Genomic DNA, 16,083 nt, shown 5'->3' with positions numbered 1-16,083 from the left:
ATCTCCATGTTTATTTTTCTTTTTTATCGAGCAAAATACCCCTGGAAACGGAGTGAGGAAGGCGGTCTGGAAGATGAGCGACGGCATGCGCGGTCACTTCAGTATCCTGGAAGGGCACGACTACATGAACCTGACGACGTTCCGGAGGAGCGGGGAGCCTGTTCGGACGCCGGTGTGGTTCGCGAAGGACGGGGAGAAACTCTACGTATACACGGGGCGCGCAAGCGGGAAGGCAAAAAGGATCCGCAACCACGGGGGCGTGATCGTCGGGCCGTGCGACCGGCGTGGGAGGCCGCTCGGTCCGGAGGTTGCGGGCGTGGCCCGCCTGCTCGCGGCGGAGGAGAGCGCGCATCCCGAGCGTCTCCTGAGGGAGAAGTACGGGGCTCAGATGCGTCTCTTCCGCGGCGCGCAGCGGCTGTTCGGGAGGAGTGGGGCGCGGGTGTACCTCGAGATCACCCCGGCCCCGCCGGACGACCCCGTAAACGAGCGCCTCGCGGAGCGGAGCGCCCCGGGACGGGCGCCGAGGTCAGCACGCTACCGCTGGTACCACGCCGCCGCCTTCGGGCTCGCGGTGAACGCGGTCTCGGCCTCGCTCTCCCGCCCTGATGACGGAGAGCGGCGGCAGTACGAGGAGCTGCGCCAGGCACCCTTCGCCCCGCCCGGGTGGGTCTTCGGGCCGGCCTGGACGATAAACAACATAAGCCAGCTCTGGGGCGACCTCAGGCTCCTGAACCTGCCCGAAGGCACACACAACCGCCGTCCGCTGCTCGCCCTGCAGGGCGCGAGCTGGGCGCTCTACGCCACCTTCACCTGGGCGTACTTCAGGAAGCGAAGTCCCCTGCTCGCGCTCGGATGGACCTCGGCCTTTCACGCCCTCACCCTCGGCAGCACGCTCCTCGGTCTTCGGGTCGACCGCCGCTTCGCGGCCTCACAGGTCCCGATCCTGATCTGGCTCTCCATCGCAACGCCCACCGCGGCTTACCAGGCCCTGTACAACCCCGACCCCCTCTTCGGCACCCCGGCGCCACTGCCGGAGCCGCCCTTCGGCCGGTGAGCGCCATGGGACCTCGAGGGCGTGCGACGTCGGGCGGTGGACGAGGAGGGTTTGGGGCTCTGATCTCGTTCGCCGCCGGACGGCGGACGAAGTGGCTCGTGCTGGCGGTCTGGGTGATCGTGGCCGGCATCACCGGGCCTTTCGGGGGCAGGCTCCCCTCGGTGGAGAAGAACGACCAGTCGAGCTTCCTGCCGGCGAGTGCCCAGTCGACGCAGGCGCTGGAGTTGCAGAAGCGATTCTTCGGGAAGAACCAGCCGATACCGGCGGTGGTCGTCTTCCGCCGGGCGGATGGGCTGACGCGCTCCGACTACAGGAAAGTCACGCAAGATCGCCAGGCGGTGGCGAAGCTCGGCACCAGGGGGATCGGAGCCCCCTCCCCGCCCGTACCCTCCAGGGACGGCAAGGCGCTGCTCTTCACCGTACCAGTAAAAGCATCGAGCGACGATCCGTCGGTGCTGCAGAACGCGGTCTCGGCAATCCGCCGGACCGTCGAGAAGGATACCGGAGGGCTCGCGGTCGCGGTGACCGGCCCGGCTGGGTTCACCTCCGATCTCGTGGAGGTCTTCGGGGGGATAGACACCAAGCTGCTCTTCGCGACGGCGCTCGTGGTCGCGGCGCTCCTGCTCCTCACCTACCGCAGCCCGTTTCTGTGGCTTCTGCCGCTCGTCTCGGTCGGGCTCGCCGAGGGAGTCTCACAGGCCGTCTACTACGGGCTGGCCGGTGCAGGGGTCACCATCAGCGGGCAGACGGCCGGGCTCGCCACGGTGCTCCTGTTCGGCGCCGGGACCGACTACGCGCTGTTGCTCGTCGCCCGCTACCGGGAGGAGCTGCGCCGGCACGAGGACCGGCACGAGGCCATGGCCTACGCACTCAGGCAGGCCGGTCCGGCCATCCTCGCCTCCGCCGGCACGGTGACGATAGGGCTTCTGTGCCTGCTCGCCTCCGAACTCAACAACAACCGGGGGCTCGGTCCGGTCGGGGCCGCGGCGGTGCTCCTGGCGCTGCTCGCGATGCTCACGGCCCTGCCGGCGCTGCTGCTCGTGCTCGGGCGGGGGGTCTTCTGGCCGTACGTCCCGCGCTACGGGACACCCTCGCGCGAAGAGGCGGGGGTGTTCTTCAGGCTCGGGCGCACAATCTCCGCGAGGAAGAGGTTCGTGTGGGTGACGACCGCCGTCGTGCTCGCGATCCTCGCGTTCGGGCTCGTCAGGTTAGACACCGGCCTCACCCCGCAGCAGGGCTTCCGGGGCAAAGTCGACTCTGTAGAGGGTCAGAAGCTTCTGGCAAAGAGCTACCCTGCGGGTGCGAGCGCCCCGGCGACCGTCGTGGTGCGCCCGGCGGACAGGGCACGGGAGGTGCGTGAGGCGGCGCGGAAGGTCGGGGACATCTCGCGGATCGGGCCGATAGAGAAGAGAGGCGGCGTCGCCCGCTTCGACGTCACGCTCGCGTCCGGGCCCTACTCGCAAAAATCCTTCGGAGCGGTAAAGGAGCTGCGGGAGAAACTCGGCAAGATAAACGGGGTCGAGGCCTACGTCGGCGGCACGACCGCCCAGCAACTCGATACCCGGCAGGCAGCCGCGCGGGACAGCGAGGTGATCGTGCCGCTCGTCCTGCTCGTCGTGCTCGTAATACTCGGCCTCCTGCTGCGCTCGGTCGTCGCCCCCGTAATCCTCATAGCCACGGTGATCCTCTCGTTCGCCGCGGCGCTCGGGGTGAGCGTGGTCGTCTTCGAGTCCCTCTTCGGCTTTCCGGGGATAGACCCCTCGCTGCCGCTCCTGGCGTTCGTCTTCCTCGTCGCGCTCGGGGTGGACTACAACATCTTCCTCGTCGCCCGGGCGCGTGAGGAGGCCGGGCGACACGGCACCCGGGAGGGCATGCTCCGGGCGCTCGCCGTCACCGGCGGGGTCATCACCTCCGCCGGGATCGTGCTCGCCGCGACCTTCTCGGTGCTCGGGGTGCTCCCGCTCGTCGTGCTCACCGAGATCGGGTTCATCGTCGCCTTCGGGGTGCTGCTGGACACCCTGGTGGTACGCTCGGTCCTGGTACCGGCGATCGTGATGGACGCCGGGAAGAGGTTCTGGTGGCCCTCCAAACCTGAAAAGAGCGGGTAGGAGATTGGAACCTTCGTTGACAGCTTCCGGGGGGGATGTAACATGGGCGCCGGAAGAAAAGAGAGGGAAAGGGATACCATGCCAGAAGCGGACGGGGCGTACGAGATCCGGGGCGTAGCTGAGGCCAGGCTCTACCCGCCGAACGAAACCCTGAAGGCTCAGAGCCCCTTCAGGGACGCCGGGGAGGCCGGAGAGTTCATCGAGTGGGCGCGCAGGGACCCGGACGCGTACTGGGCTCGCATCGCCTCGGAGCTCGAGTGGTTCACGAGCTGGGACACCGTCAGGCAGGGTGAGCTCCCGGAGTTCCGCTACTTCGTCGGTGCGACCTCCAACGTGAGCCACAACTGCCTCGACCGTCACCTGAAGCTCGGCCGCAAGAACAAGGCGGCGCTCCTGTGGGAATCGGAGGACGGCCGGCGGGAGGTCTGGACCTACCAGCAGCTCCACGACGAGGTCAACCGGCTCGCGAACGCCCTGAAGGACCTCGGGGTCGGGCGGGGGGACGTCGTCGCGATCTACATGGGCAACATCCCGGAGGTCTTCGCGAGCGTCCACGCCTGCTACCGCATCGGGGCGCTCTACAACATCATCTTCGCCGGATTCTCCACCGACGCCGTGCGCCAGCGTCTGGAGGACTCGCGCCCGAAGGCCGTCATCGTCGCGGACGCCACCTCCCGGCGCGGGCGCGAGGTGCCGCTCAAGCGGACGCTGGACGAGGCGGCGGAGGGCGTCGACTCTATCGAGGCCGTCGTCGTCGTGCCGCGCGCGGGCGCGGAGGTGGCGCTCGTCTCCGGACGGGACCACCTCTACCCCGATCTTTTGCGCACCGCATCCCGCTGGTGCCCGCCGGAGCCCATCGAGGCGAACGAGCCCGGCTTCATCATCTACACCAGCGGCACCGAGTCCAGGCCCAAGGGTGTCGTACACTCCGGGCTCGGGTTCCTGGTAGGGACCTACGCCGACGTCAAGTGGTCCATGAACCCGCAGGAAGACGACGTCTACTGGTGTACGGCGGACGTCGGGTGGCTGACCTTCCCGATCTGGTCGCTCGTCGGCGGGCTCGCGCACGGGGTGACGATGGTCGTCTACGAGGGGGCGCTCAACCACCCGGACCCCGGCCGCATCTACGAGGTCGCCGAGCGCTACCGGGTGAGCAAGATCTTCACCGCCCCGACCGCCCTGCGCATGCTGCGCGGCGCCGGGGAGCGGTGGCTCGAGGGCCGCGACCTCTCAGCCCTCGACCTCGTCTCGCTCGTCGGCGAGCCGATAGACCCCGAGACCTGGCACTGGGTCCACCAGGTCGTCGGGCGGGGACACGTCTTCGTCAACAACACCTACGGGCAGACCGAGACAGGCACGGGCTGGACCTCGGCGCTCGTCGGGACAAGCGGTGCGAAGCCCGGCTCCTGCGGCCCGGCGCTCCCCGGCTATACCGCCGAGATCGTCGACGAGCGCGGGGAGCCGGTCCCGCCCGGCACCCAGGGCTACCTGACGATCACCAGACCATTCCCGTGCCTGGCCCGTACGGTGTGGGGTGACCACCAGCGCTACCTCAACACCTACTTCAAACGCTTCCCGGGACGCTACTTTTCGGCGGACGCCTGCGTGGTGGACGAGGACGGCCACTACTGGGTCACCGGGAGGGTCGACGACGTCATAAACGTCAGCGGTCACCGGCTCGGGACGATGGAGATAGAGGCCGCCCTGCTGAACCACCCCGACGTGGCCGAAGCCGCGGTCATCGGCGTCCCGGACCCGACGAAGGGGACGGTGCCGGTCGCCTTCGTGCTGCTGCGCGCGGGAGCCGAACCGAAGGAAGGCATCGAGGAGGAGCTCGAGCGACAGGTCGTCGATCACGTGGGGCCGATCGCGCGCCCGGCGGCCATCCACGTCGTGAGCGCGCTCCCGAAGACGAGGAGCGGCAAGATCATGCGCCGGCTCCTGCGCGAGCTCATCGTCGACGGCCGGGTACGCGGCGATACTACCGCACTCGAGGACCAGGAATCGGTGAGCGTCCTGGAGAAGGAACTCTCGCCGGGAGGTTCCTAGCGGTCGCGCCGGGCCGCATCCGTTCCCGGAGGCACGAGGACGTTGAGCGCGTTGCGCTCCACCCGGAAGATCTCGGGGGTTGAGGGACCTATCTCACCGTCGATGTTTATCCGCTGGACGGGGTAGGTCTCGAGGTGAACCTCCGTAGTCTTGAAGTGGCTGACCCCCTCCTCGCGGATGAAGTCCCCGCTCCTGAGGTACCTGGCTATTCCGATCAGGTTCCGGTGCCGCGTCATCTCGATGGCGTAGACGTCCAGGGTCTCGTCGTCTATTTCGGAGTCGGGGGCGACGACGAGCCCACCACCATAGAACCTCCCGTTGCCCACCGCCACCTGAAGGAGCCGCTCCAGCTCGACGGGTTCGTGGTCCCCGCCGGGGAAGGTGAGCCGGGCGGAGAACGGCTCGTGGCGCAGGAACGCCCGTATCGCGGCGATCGGGTAGGCCAGGGCCCCGGTCCGCTTCTTGAGCTGCGGAGAGAGCGCCCTCGTCACCTCGACTCCCATCCCGACCGAGGCGACGTTGACGAAGTAGTCGTCACCGGCGACCCCGAGGTCCACATCGACCACCTCCCCGTGCACAATGACCCTGCAGGCATCCTCCATGTCGGCAGGAATCTCAAGGGTGCGGGCGAAGTCGTTCGCGGTCCCGAGAGGCAGCAGCCCGAGCACGGTCTCCCTGCCGGCCAGAAAGTCCACGACCGAGCTGACCGTACCGTCGCCGCCGCCCAGGATGAGCAGCTCGCACCCCTCCTCGACCAGCTCGCGCACCGTCTCGGGCAGACGAGCGGGGTCTTGCAGTGGGTGGGTCTTCTCCACCCTGAGGCCCATCTCCTCCAACACCTCCAGCGCCCTGAAGAAAGCCCGCTCGCCATCTCGCGAGCGGGTGTTCACGACCAGAGCAACCCTCTCCGGGTCGAATTCGTTACCCACCGGCTCCTCCAATGCAGGCCCCAGGTACGTCCGGCACCACGTGCCGGACGCCCTCCGGCGCCTCTCGCCCTTACTCTTCCTCGCGGGAGATCAGTTCGACCAGAGCGTCCACGGCCGCCTGCTCGTCCGCGCCTTCGGCTCGTATGGTGATCTGATGTCCTTTCTTCGCGGCGAGCGTCATGAGCGAGAGCGGGCTCTTGGCGTTGGCCTCCTTGCCGTCCTTTATGACTTTTATGTCGGAGACGAACTGCCGGGCGGTCCTGACGAACCGGGCCGCGGGTCTGGCGTGCAACCCCTCGGCCGGCCCCACGGTGGTCTGTCTCTCTACCACTCCGAAAGCTCCTCTCGCACGAAACTACCCTCCATCTATGCGAACGCGTGCGGATGAAGTCTAGCAGAGCGGCGGATCGGCGGTGTCCAGGCCGGGCGAGGGTCCCCCACCGATCCTGGGGGCCGCGGTGATCCTCCTCGCCGCCTCCAGGATCTCATCCTGCCCGAGGATCTCTGGCTCCCCAGCGAGCATGGCGCGATAGTACAGCCTGGAGGCTTCTTCCAGCAGGAAGAGGTTCGAGAGGGCATCCTCTGGATGCTCCCCCAGGACGACCGCCCCGCTGCTCCGCACCAGGCACGCCCGCCGCCCTTCAGAGAGCTCCCCCTCCACGCTGAGGGCGAACTGCTCCGTTCCGTAGGGAGCGCGCCGCGTGACCGGCACGTGACCGTCCTCCGAGAGGATCGTGAGCATGGGATGCAGCGGGGGGATCTCCCACCCGAGGCACGCCAGCACCGTGGCATACGGTGGCTGAGCGCAGACCACGGCTTCGACGGCGGGCAGCGCGAGATAGACGCGGGCGTGCACGAGTACCTCGGCGGGAGGTGCCAGGTCTCCCTCCAACACCTCGCCCCGGTAATCTGCGAGCAGGAGGCTCTCCTCCCGCCCGTCCCCATCCGGGGTGATCAGCATGGAGCTCGCCGAGACTCTGGCGCTGACGCTTCCGAAGGTGCCCGCCGTGAACCCCAACCCGTCCATCCTGTGGACGATCTCGAGCACCTCCCTCCTCAACTCCGCCTGCGACAAAGCGCTCCTTCCTATCCGAACTCCCGGCCCGGGATGCGGCCGCGCCGACTCTGGGCCGAAGTTGCAGCGTCTTTGCACGATAACATGTTGTGCTGTAGCTGGCAAATGGATCAGAGGTGGCGAGTCATCCCTTCAGACTGGGGCCGTCCGGTCTGCCGCTTCGTGCCTGATAGAGTCGAGCGGAGGCTGTGCTTCTGGTCTGGGGAGCTGGCAGTGGCTGGAGATCGGAGACGACCGAGTGATCGAGGGAGGAGGAGTCTGGGTGGTTCACCTCGACCAGATTGCCCGCAGGGTCGCGCAGGTAGAGCTGAACGGCGCCATCCGGCAGTTCGTAGACCTTCGAGTAGTAGCCTTCTTCCACCCGTACACCCAGCTCGCGCGACCTCTCGTAGACCTTCTCGAAGTCGTCCACGTCTATCCCGAAGTGATAGGCGCGAGGGGGCGGATCGTCGGTCTGGAAGAGGTGCAGCTGGAGATCGCCCAGCCGTAGCCAGCGCACCGGTAATGGGAAGTTGGGGGAGGGGATCTCCTCCATACCGAAGAGCTCCCGGTAGAACCGCGATGAAGCATCCAGGTCGCACGCTCCGACGCTCACGTGTGTAAGACCTCTCGCTCCCATCGTCCTCCTTTCCACACGTCCGGAGTTCCCTGATGCGCAGGGCAAAGAACGCGCAGCGATATCTCCTTCCATATCCATATAAGGCTACACTAACGCCGTGGAAAGACACCAAGAAGGGAAAGAAGAGACAGGGGCGGAGAGTGGCTTCGTCAGGAACCGGTTGACGTGGGTCGTCTACGCCCTCGTGGGATACTTTGCCTACCTCGAAACCTCCCTCGGCCCCATCATGCCGTTCCTGAAAACCGAGCGCGGTTTCAGCTACACGGTGGCCAGCCTGCACTTCAGCGCCTTCGCCTCTGGTGGGGTGCTGATCGGTCTGCTCGGTGAGCGTGCGATCGGGTGGTGGGGGCGCCGGGCAAGCCTCTGGGGCGGCGGAGCGGGGATGGCGGTCGGTGCCATCCTTCTGGCGTCGAGCCCCGCCACCGCGGGAACGATACTCGGGGCCCTCCTGATGGGGACTTCAGGGTCTCTGCTCCTGATCACGACCCAGGCCATACTTTCCGACAGTCACGGTCCCGTCAACGGGGCGGTCGCGCTTACCGAGTCGAACGCCGCGGCCAGTGCCTGCGCGATAGCCGCCTCGCTCTCGGTCGGGGTGTTCTCAGCCGCGGGACTCGGCTGGCGGGCGGCGTTCCTGCCCCCGCTCCTCGCCCTGGTCCTGCTCTCACCCGGCGTCCGGCTGAGGGCGCCGCGGGAACGGGGTGCGGTCCACCGCCGATCGGGGGAGCGCAGATCCCGCCTACCAATCCGTTTCTGGGCCTGTTGGGGGGTACTCTCCCTGGGCGTGGCCATCGAGTGGTGCATAACCTACTGGGGAGCAACGTTCCTGAAAGCCGGGCTCGGACTCTCCAGCGCGGGGGCGGCGGAGGCTCTGAGTGTATTCCCCGCGGCTATGCTAGCCGGAAGGCTCCTCGGAAGTGCTCTGGCGCGCTTCCTGCCGGTGGTGGCCCTGCTCATGATCACCCTGACGGTGGCGCTCGCGGGCTTTCCACTCTTCTGGCTCTCGGGGAGCAGGCCCGCCACACTAGCCGGTCTGGCCATAACCGGACTCGGAATGGGCAGCGTATATCCACTTTCGGTCTCGGCGGGCGTCTCCTCCGTCCCCGGTGAATCCGATCGGACGACCGCGCGTCTATCCCTGGGAGCCAGCGGAGCGATCCTGCTCGCCCCTTTCGCCCTCGGCGCCATCTCCGATCACACCGGCATATCAGCCGCCTACGGCATCGTACTCCCGATGCTGGTGACAGCCCTCTTCCTTATGTTGGCCTCCCTGAGGCTCAGTCGCGGAGGTTAGAGGGGGATTACGACATCACCCTGCCGGATCACGCCGCCCTCCAGGATGCGGGCACCGATGCCACCGCGGCTGCGCAAGGCGCGGGTCATGCCTGGTTCGGTGAGCTCCTGCACGTGGCGGCACGGTGGCCGTGTGCGGTCGTACTCGAGCAGCACCTCCCCCACCCGGAAGCGTCGACGACGGAGATCCAGGAGCCTGATACCGCGGGTCACGATGTTACGACGATGCTCGCCCCCCATGACGGAGATCTCAAACTCACGCTCTATCTCTTCCAGGGCCTCAGCCTCGATCAGGGTGACCTCGCAAACGCCGCCCGGGAAACGGCTCCAGTAGCCGTTTCCCTCGCAATAGCGGTCCCCGGCTAGCCCCCGGCCAGCCATCGCCCGGACCTCCGCCAGACGCCGCATCGGGGCGCTGCCGCGCGGGGCCACGTAGACAGCCTCTACGAACCCACCCATCACCCTACCCTACCGGCTCCACGCAGGCGGGGTCGTCGTTCGTCGGGCTGTTAACCAGCCGGCTCACCGGGTAGGCCTCGAGATTCGCACCCTCATACGGTGCCAGCAGCGGCAGAAGCACTTCGGGGTCGCGCACGGAAATATCGAGCCACAGGTCGTAGTCTTGCGGGTCCAGTATCACCGGCATGCGGTTATGGATCGGAGCGAGGAGATCGTTCGGGTCGGTGGTTATGATGGTGCAGGAACGGATCTCGCCCTCTCTGCCGCTCCAAGACTCCCACAGCCCGGCGAAGGCAAACGGGGAGCCGTCGCGCATCCTTATGTGGTAGGGCTGCCTGCCGTTGTTCTCTCTCTTCCACTCGTAGAAGCCATCCGCGAGGATGAGGCAACGGCGGCTCCTGAAAGCGCCGCGATAGGAGGGCTTCTCCGCAACGCTCTCCGCGCGGGCGTTGATCATACGGTTTCCTATCCCTGGATCATCGGCCCAGGAAGGAACGAGCCCCCACCGCAGCATCTCGAGCCGTCTCTGACCCTCCTGCAGCACCACTGCAGCCACCTTGCGGGACGGCGCTATGTTGTAGCTCGGTGATAGACCGGGCAGTGGACCGGAGAGGTCGAATCTTCTGACCAACGTCTCGACCGGCGTCTTGAGCGTGTATCTCCCACACATCCAAACATCACCTCGCCTGCGCCTCCATCTGCGCAGAGCTTACCAGAAGGCTGCGGGAAGACCGCGGTTGATCTCCCTTTCACCCCTTGAATGACTATCTCAACCCCACAGTCCTCCCTGGGAAACCAGCCACATCGAAGTAGCGGACGCGCCCCAGCCTCTGGTAACGGAGCACCGTCCTCTCGCCGTTCACAGCCGGGGAGGACCTCAGAACCCTCCTCACGACCCGGTACGGGGCGTGGGTCACACGCTCCCGGAAGGCCTCCTGCATCACCCGGCCGGTGAGGGATCCGTCCCCGCTCGGGAGATCGAGGCCGAGAATCCGGGCTGCGGTGGGGACGACATCAGCATTGGAGACGGGCAGGCGGTCCACATACCCCCGCCGAAAATCGGGCCCTATGGCTTCCATGTTGTTGTAGGTATCGGCTCGCCCGAAAGAGCCGTGCATACCCTGCCCCTGCTGCAGGGTGGTGTCCGCGATCTCCACCTGTCCCAGATAATCTGGCCGGCCGCCGGCGAGGAAGCTCCTGAAGTTGACCACGATCGAAGGCGTCGGGGTGAGTGCCGCCCCCTGGAGCCCTATCGCTCCGAGCGGCAGCGCACCGGGCACCCGCCCGAAGACCCGCTCGTTGACGAAGAGGCCGCTCACGTAGTCCTGCCGGCTCAGGAAGTCGACCATCCTGCGCAAAAGCAACCGGTCCCTGTACTGAACGTAGATCAGGTCAGAACCACCGTTCGCTGCGACCATGAACCGGGCGTCGACCCTACCTCCGACGGCGCGTCCGGTCCCCCCGATGAGCCCGTTCCCAAACTCGGGATGATCGCCGAGTGCGGGACGCACCCGACCGTAGGTTATGATCTTTCCTCCGAGGGCAGAGCTGGCCTGGTCCGGGTCGTAGAGAGGCATCCTGAACCTGTGCGCGAGGTCTATGGCGAGAAAGCCCGGAGGGAGAAAGCCTTTCCTCACGTCGGGATAGAGTAGCGAAGAAGCATAATCCTTCACCCGTCCGCCCCCGCGACCGACAACCGAGCGGCTTATCGTGGAGAAACCGTGGTCCGAGGTGACCATGACGTCCGTGCTCCGGGCGAGCCCCTGCTTACGGAGTGCGTCGAGGATCCGCTGCAAGTTATGGTCTGCGTCTCTGACGGCAGCCCTGGATGTCGGGCCGTTTATCCCGGGGCTGATCCGGTTGAGGCTGTCGCCTTGATTGTGCTGGGTACCATCGGGATCACGCGACCAGTAGACGATCACGAACGGCCTACCCCGCCGCTTGAAGAGAGGCAGGATCGCCCGGGTCGTCGCAGCCACGAAGTAGCGTTGCTGGGCGGTGTTGGGCACCTTCGTGCCGGGCGTGTCGTAGTCGCCCGGATCGCCGTTGGCCCCGCGTCCCGGAGCAGAGAGCGGAAGGCCCGCCCGCCTGAGTGCACGTCGGGCTGGGGAGGAAAGGGGCACGCCACCTTCATGCCCCGTGCTGTCGTCTACGACGATGGTCCGTGGAGGAGGCACCCTGCCATCCCTGCGATTGCCCTGGGTTACGTCCTGTATCAGCGTTGGTCCCAGCTTGCCGACCGCCGCCGTGCTGTAGCCGGCCCTCCGGGCAGCAGCGAGCAGTGTCTCTTCGTTCAGATAATTCCCCGAGTACCGCTGGTCCATGTCAGCGAGCACAGGGTCGCTCTCCAGGAAAGGAAACACGCTGTATCCGGCGCCCGGAACCGGAAAACCGGCGTAGATGGTGTTGCTGAAGTCCCCGGTGTCCCCCAGATAGTGTCCGGTGGCTATGACCGAGGCGTTGGCGGTGGTGAAGGTTGGAAAGAGAGAGTGGCTGTTCTCGAAATTGACGCCCTCATGACGTATCCTGTAGAGTATTGGGGCGTCTTTGGGATTGACAGACCCGTGGCGCAGGCCGTCGGCGACGAAGATCAAGACGTTTTTGGCCCTGTAGCCAGTGCCAGCCGGGCGCGCCCCGGCAAGCCCCCCGACGACGCATCCCCCCGCGACAACAGCGAAGATCACGCATAAAAGGCGCAGAGGAGCCCTGCGCCGGACCAGACCCATCATCCCGTGACACCCCCTGCCTGATCAGCCACCGGTCGTTCATTCTGCAACAAACCAGCGGGAGACGCAAGCAGGACTGCGCGGCCTGTCTACCGGATACGACGGGAGCCGACGAGGGCTTCCACGGTGCGACTCAGACGCCCGGCCTCGAGGTGTTCCTCCACTCTGATCCAGAGAAGATCGGGCTTACCGGCCCATCTAAGGGGGGTGTTCTCCCTTGAACGTGCGGCCGAAGTACTGCCCGAGCTTCCGACGAGCCTGTGTACGGCCAACCCGGCGGCGAGAGCAGCACCTGCAACGAGCATCCTCCCGGCCGGACCCGCACCCACACCCTTGATCGCCGGGAGGAAGCGTCTTTCGGACGCTGGGACGCTCCTCTGCTCCACGTCTCCACCCACCTGCAGCCTCTCCTGATTCGAGATCCCATTCATTACGTCGGGATTGTCGCACCCGGTGCGGTCATACGCTACCCGCGGGGCTTCGCCCGCTCGTACTGGGGAGGCCACGGGACGTCGGCGCCGAGTGCGCGGGCCGCGTGCAGGGGCCAGTAGGGGTCACGCAGAAGCTGACGGGCGAGCAGCACCGCGTCGGCCCTGCCGCCCGCGACGATCTCCTCGGCCTGCTCTGGCTCGGTTATCAGACCGACAGCCCCGGTCATCACGCCCGTCTCCCGACGCACCACCTCGGCAAATGGCACCTGGTAACCGGGCCGAACCTCGATCTTCGCGTTCGGCACGACACCCCCGGAGGAACAGTCCACGAGGTCAACCCCAATCTCCTTGAGCCTGCGGGAGAGTTTGACGGAATCCTCCAGGCTCCAGCCACCCTCGACCCAGTCTGTAGCCGAGATGCGCACGAAGAGCGGCAACTCATCCGGCCAGACCTCTCGCACTGCCTCAGCCACCTCGAGCGGCAGCCGGACCCTGTTCTCGAAAGACCCTCCGTACCCGTCCTCGCGACGGTTGGTGAGCGGGGAGAGGAACTGGTGCAGCAGGTAGCCGTGCGCCATGTGTAGCTCCACGACCCTGAAACCCGCCTGCAGGCTCCACCTGGCCGCGAGTGCGAATGACTCCACGATGCGCTCGATGTCCTCCCGCGTCATCTCCCGCGGCACCGGATAACCCTCCGCGAAGGGCAGAGGGCTCGGCGCCACGGGCTGCCATCCACCCTCCTCCTGTGGGATGGGGCATCCACCCCGCCATGGAGTCTCGGTTGAGGCCTTGCGCCCGGCGTGTCCGAGCTGTATCCCGGGAACAGCACCTTGCTCGGAGATGAAGCGGGTTATGCGGGAGAAGGAGCGCGCGTGCTCGTCGGACCACATCCCCGTATCCCACGGGCTTATACGACCCTCCGGGCTCACGGCCGTGGCCTCTGCGATCACCAGCGCCGCGCCCCCCACGGCCCGCGACCCCAGGTGCACGAGATGCCACTCTCCCGGCATCCCGTCCTCCGCCGAATACTGGCACATCGGGGAGACGAATATCCTGTTTACGAAGCGGACCCCTCTTATCTCGAGTGGTGAAAACAGACTGCTCAAAGCCTCGCTCCTTCTGTACGCCAAGTCCAACAAATATCCGGTGAAAATCCACCAGCGCGGAACGCCACGGCCCGCGCCGGAGGACATTTTATGCCGCAGGCAGGCACCCGGATGTGATCTTCTTTCCGAACCTGATCCCCGGGAGCCGGCTTGCAGTCGCTTCGCCGGTCGGGATAGAATTTTTTGCATGCATGGTAGAAGGAGAGAGCGTCGCATCTTTACCGGGAGAAGGCGACACCGCAGGACAGCCCTCGGCCTGTTGTTGGTTCTGATCATCATCGCGGCCGCCGGGGTCGTCGCCTTCGGTCTGAACGCACCGGATCGCGGCGGGGCAGGATCTTCCCTGCAGGTGGCCCGCGGTAGTGGCGCAGACGCCAAAACCACCGGTAAGGACGCGAGCCGGTCTCACTCCAGCACCGTGCGGGAGGAGGGCGCCAGAGCCAACCCACCCGCCAAGACCTCTGGAACCCGGTTAAAAAAGACCGGAGAAAAAGTCGGAACAAACAAACAGGGAGCAAGCAAGAGATCCGGCAAAAACCACTCCCAGCATACCGACAGGAAAGAGGCCCGGACGCCACGGCGTTCCGCCTGTGGTCCCACGCCGCCCAAGCCCCCGAACGACGCCCTCTACCTGACAGTCCCGAAGCTGGGGATCTACGGGGACACCGTGACGAACAGCAACTCCGCGGCGGCACTGAACCAGGGAGCCATAAAGCTGCCCCCCACGGGGTTCCCCTGGCAACCGTGCGCCAACACCTACATAATCGGACACAGGCTCGGTTATGCCGGGACCCAGAGCTACTACCAGTTCTACAACCTTCCCTCCATGCAGCCGGGGGATGAGATCATCCTCACCGATTCCAACGGCACCCGCTACATCTACCGGGTGACGCGCGTCTTCGCCGTCGGCCCCTACGACACCCGCTATACCTACCCTGTCTCCGGAAAGAACCTGGTAACGCTGCAGACCTGCATCACCTCGCTCAACGACTGGTGGTCGATAGGCCCGGAGATGTACAATGACTCGCCGAACCTGGACCGCCTGCTGGTGCAGGGTGAGCGGGTGGCGATAGAACCGGGCTCCTCATGATCGAGTGACGCCATCAGGCGGCGCTGTCTTCCGCGTGGGTATCCTGGGACCTTACCGTCCGGATAAGCTGCGCCCGAACGATCAGACGCTCAGTATAGTTGGGGAGAGTACAGCTCTGCAGGGTGAGTATGCTCTTTCCCCTGACGGGCCGGGTGACCCAGGTCTCGGTGGGATAGACGGCGAACTTCCTGTAGACCCTGTAGATGTACCTGTTGCCGTTGGCATCGGTCACGTAGACTATGTCGCCCTTCTTCAGGTTGTTCAGGTCGTAGAAGGCGAGCAGGCTCCTTGTGCCCACGTAGCCGAGGCGGTGGCCAGCGATGTAGACGTTGGCCCCCTTCTGCCAGGGGAAGCCCGTCCCCTTTATGTGGATGGCCACGTGGTTGTTCAGGGCCTGTCCATTGGTGCTGCGCGCCGTGGGCACCACTGCGTCCCTCACCCGGCTCATCGCTGGGATCGTCAGGTGCAAGGTCTTGTCTTCAGGCACCCTGATGCCGGGAAGCGTGCCGCCGGATGGTCTGTCCTTCGGGCGCACCAGCGGTATGCTGAAGTGGCCCCCGCGGTGCTGTTCGACCACCCCTCCGGCGGTGACCTGCGTCCCGAAGAAATTGAAACCGAGCAATCCCACGCCGGCCAGGATCAGCACCACGCTCAAGGCCTGCAGTACTATTCTCTTGATGCTCATCGGGTACACCTCCATCTGTCCAGGTGCCAGGAAACCCTCCCTTCGAGGGTTGGGAGTTACAGCCTGAACACCTGGAGAGATGGCAGCGACGGCCCGCAGGCGGGGGAAGCTCTGAGGGTCGGGGGGCAAGCACGGACCGGCGCTCGCGCGGGGCAGGCGCACCTGATCACCCTCCCCAGCAGTAGGCTCAGCGCGGTGCAGAAGGAGAGCGAGAGCAGCGTCGCGAGCAACCCAAGGTTCTGCAGCAGCCCCTGTTCGCCAGGCTCCTCCCCCCGAACCACACCGAGCCTGGCGTGGTCCTGAACGTGCGCCGAGGCCTGCTGGCCTGAGGCCTGGTAGATCCCGTCCCCGGGGCGAACCACCTGTGGGAAGACACCAAACAGGCAGCTCAGTCCGGCGATCAGGATAAACAGCAGCCCGGCCCCGGTGAGCCTCGGCGAGGGCATCTTAAGACTCACC

At 66.1% G+C, this 16,083-nt stretch carries 16 protein-coding genes; 5 read left to right on the top strand and 11 right to left on the bottom strand.

Annotated features, from left to right (window positions below; all coding sequences use genetic code 11):
- The first annotated feature begins 73 nt into the window (after positions 1-73).
- The 3 genes from PJB24_RS11445 to acs all read left to right on the top strand — a co-directional run bounded on the left by PJB24_RS11445 (position 74) and on the right by acs (position 5,211).
- Entirely contained in the window at positions 74-1,054 is a 981-nt protein-coding gene (locus PJB24_RS11445; protein ID WP_273845995.1) for a PPOX class F420-dependent oxidoreductase, read from the top strand.
- A 5-nt stretch (positions 1,055-1,059) separates the two neighbouring features.
- A complete protein-coding gene (locus PJB24_RS11440) occupies positions 1,060-3,162 on the top strand; it encodes an MMPL family transporter (protein ID WP_273846088.1) in 2,103 nt (700 codons plus the stop codon).
- A 78-nt stretch (positions 3,163-3,240) separates the two neighbouring features.
- Positions 3,241-5,211 carry an acetate--CoA ligase gene (gene acs / locus PJB24_RS11435; protein ID WP_273845994.1) on the top strand — a complete coding sequence of 657 codons (1,971 nt, stop codon included), beginning with the start codon at positions 3,241-3,243 and terminating at the stop codon, positions 5,209-5,211.
- Here the strand turns inward: acs and PJB24_RS11430 are convergent.
- From PJB24_RS11430 to PJB24_RS11415, 4 genes are all read right to left on the bottom strand, one after another.
- On the bottom strand, positions 5,208-6,140 hold the full coding sequence (locus tag PJB24_RS11430) for a lipid kinase (protein WP_273845992.1): 933 nt from the start codon (positions 6,138-6,140) through the stop codon (positions 5,208-5,210). The two genes, acs and PJB24_RS11430, sit on opposite strands and share 4 nt — an antisense overlap.
- Positions 6,141-6,210: 70 nt before the next feature.
- Positions 6,211-6,471, bottom strand: coding sequence for an HPr family phosphocarrier protein (locus tag PJB24_RS11425; RefSeq protein ID WP_273845991.1), 261 nt, complete (start codon positions 6,469-6,471; stop codon positions 6,211-6,213).
- Between the two features lie 60 nt (positions 6,472-6,531).
- The gene (locus tag PJB24_RS11420; protein WP_273845988.1) at positions 6,532-7,215 is read right to left on the bottom strand and encodes a class II aldolase/adducin family protein; all 684 of its coding nucleotides are present in this window, start codon (positions 7,213-7,215) and stop codon (positions 6,532-6,534) included.
- Between the two features lie 124 nt (positions 7,216-7,339).
- Entirely contained in the window at positions 7,340-7,810 is a 471-nt protein-coding gene (locus PJB24_RS11415; RefSeq protein ID WP_273845986.1) for a VOC family protein, read from the bottom strand.
- Positions 7,811-7,994: 184 nt separating this feature from the next.
- Between PJB24_RS11415 and PJB24_RS11410 the strand changes: the two genes are divergently transcribed.
- A complete protein-coding gene (locus PJB24_RS11410) occupies positions 7,995-9,128 on the top strand; it encodes an MFS transporter (RefSeq protein ID WP_273845984.1) in 1,134 nt (377 codons plus the stop codon).
- On the opposite strand, the gene PJB24_RS11405 is transcribed toward PJB24_RS11410, so the two are convergent.
- From PJB24_RS11405 to PJB24_RS11385, 5 genes are all read right to left on the bottom strand, one after another.
- On the bottom strand, positions 9,125-9,586 hold the full coding sequence (locus PJB24_RS11405) for an MOSC domain-containing protein (protein WP_273845982.1): 462 nt from the start codon (positions 9,584-9,586) through the stop codon (positions 9,125-9,127). The genes PJB24_RS11410 and PJB24_RS11405 overlap by 4 nt on opposite strands.
- Before the next feature lie 4 nt (positions 9,587-9,590).
- A complete protein-coding gene (locus PJB24_RS11400) occupies positions 9,591-10,256 on the bottom strand; it encodes an SOS response-associated peptidase (protein ID WP_273845980.1) in 666 nt (221 codons plus the stop codon).
- A gap of 94 nt (positions 10,257-10,350) precedes the next feature.
- Positions 10,351-12,315, bottom strand: coding sequence for an alkaline phosphatase family protein (locus PJB24_RS11395; RefSeq protein ID WP_273845978.1), 1,965 nt, complete (start codon positions 12,313-12,315; stop codon positions 10,351-10,353).
- Positions 12,316-12,401: 86 nt separating this feature from the next.
- Positions 12,402-12,710, bottom strand: a complete 309-nt coding sequence (locus tag PJB24_RS11390) for a hypothetical protein (protein WP_273845976.1) — start codon at positions 12,708-12,710, stop codon at positions 12,402-12,404.
- 68 nt (positions 12,711-12,778) lie between these two features.
- Complete coding sequence (locus PJB24_RS11385; RefSeq protein ID WP_273845974.1) at positions 12,779-13,849, bottom strand: NADH:flavin oxidoreductase/NADH oxidase; 1,071 nt, start codon at positions 13,847-13,849, stop codon at positions 12,779-12,781.
- A 187-nt stretch (positions 13,850-14,036) separates the two neighbouring features.
- Between PJB24_RS11385 and PJB24_RS11380 the strand changes: the two genes are divergently transcribed.
- Positions 14,037-14,939 carry a class E sortase gene (locus PJB24_RS11380; RefSeq protein WP_273845971.1) on the top strand — a complete coding sequence of 301 codons (903 nt, stop codon included), beginning with the start codon at positions 14,037-14,039 and terminating at the stop codon, positions 14,937-14,939.
- Positions 14,940-14,952: 13 nt separating this feature from the next.
- Here the strand turns inward: PJB24_RS11380 and PJB24_RS11375 are convergent, their stop codons facing one another.
- Entirely contained in the window at positions 14,953-15,624 is a 672-nt protein-coding gene (locus PJB24_RS11375) for a sortase (RefSeq protein WP_273845968.1), read from the bottom strand.
- Between the two features lie 56 nt (positions 15,625-15,680).
- Positions 15,681-16,082 (bottom strand): hypothetical protein, encoded by a 402-nt coding sequence (locus PJB24_RS11370; protein ID WP_273845965.1) that lies wholly within the window; start codon positions 16,080-16,082, stop codon positions 15,681-15,683.
- Between the last annotated feature and the right edge of the window lies 1 nt (position 16,083).

The organism is Rubrobacter calidifluminis, from assembly GCF_028617075.1.
Lineage (GTDB): Bacteria > Actinomycetota > Rubrobacteria > Rubrobacterales > Rubrobacteraceae > Rubrobacter_E > Rubrobacter_E calidifluminis.
The sequence above is the reverse complement of the archived record's forward strand: the minus strand, read 5'-3'. Positions and strand labels throughout refer to the sequence as shown.

Coding starts and splice junctions, on each gene's coding strand:
- PJB24_RS11445 (WP_273845995.1), top strand. CDS start 74: ATGAGCGACGGCATGCGCGGTCACTTCAGTATCCTGGAAGGGCACGAC.
- PJB24_RS11440 (WP_273846088.1), top strand. CDS start 1,060: ATGGGACCTCGAGGGCGTGCGACGTCGGGCGGTGGACGAGGAGGGTTT.
- acs (WP_273845994.1), top strand. CDS start 3,241: ATGCCAGAAGCGGACGGGGCGTACGAGATCCGGGGCGTAGCTGAGGCC.
- PJB24_RS11405 (WP_273845982.1), bottom strand. CDS start 9,586: ATGGGTGGGTTCGTAGAGGCTGTCTACGTGGCCCCGCGCGGCAGCGCC.
- PJB24_RS11400 (WP_273845980.1), bottom strand. CDS start 10,256: ATGTGTGGGAGATACACGCTCAAGACGCCGGTCGAGACGTTGGTCAGA.
- PJB24_RS11395 (WP_273845978.1), bottom strand. CDS start 12,315: ATGATGGGTCTGGTCCGGCGCAGGGCTCCTCTGCGCCTTTTATGCGTG.
- PJB24_RS11380 (WP_273845971.1), top strand. CDS start 14,037: ATGCATGGTAGAAGGAGAGAGCGTCGCATCTTTACCGGGAGAAGGCGA.
- PJB24_RS11375 (WP_273845968.1), bottom strand. CDS start 15,624: ATGAGCATCAAGAGAATAGTACTGCAGGCCTTGAGCGTGGTGCTGATC.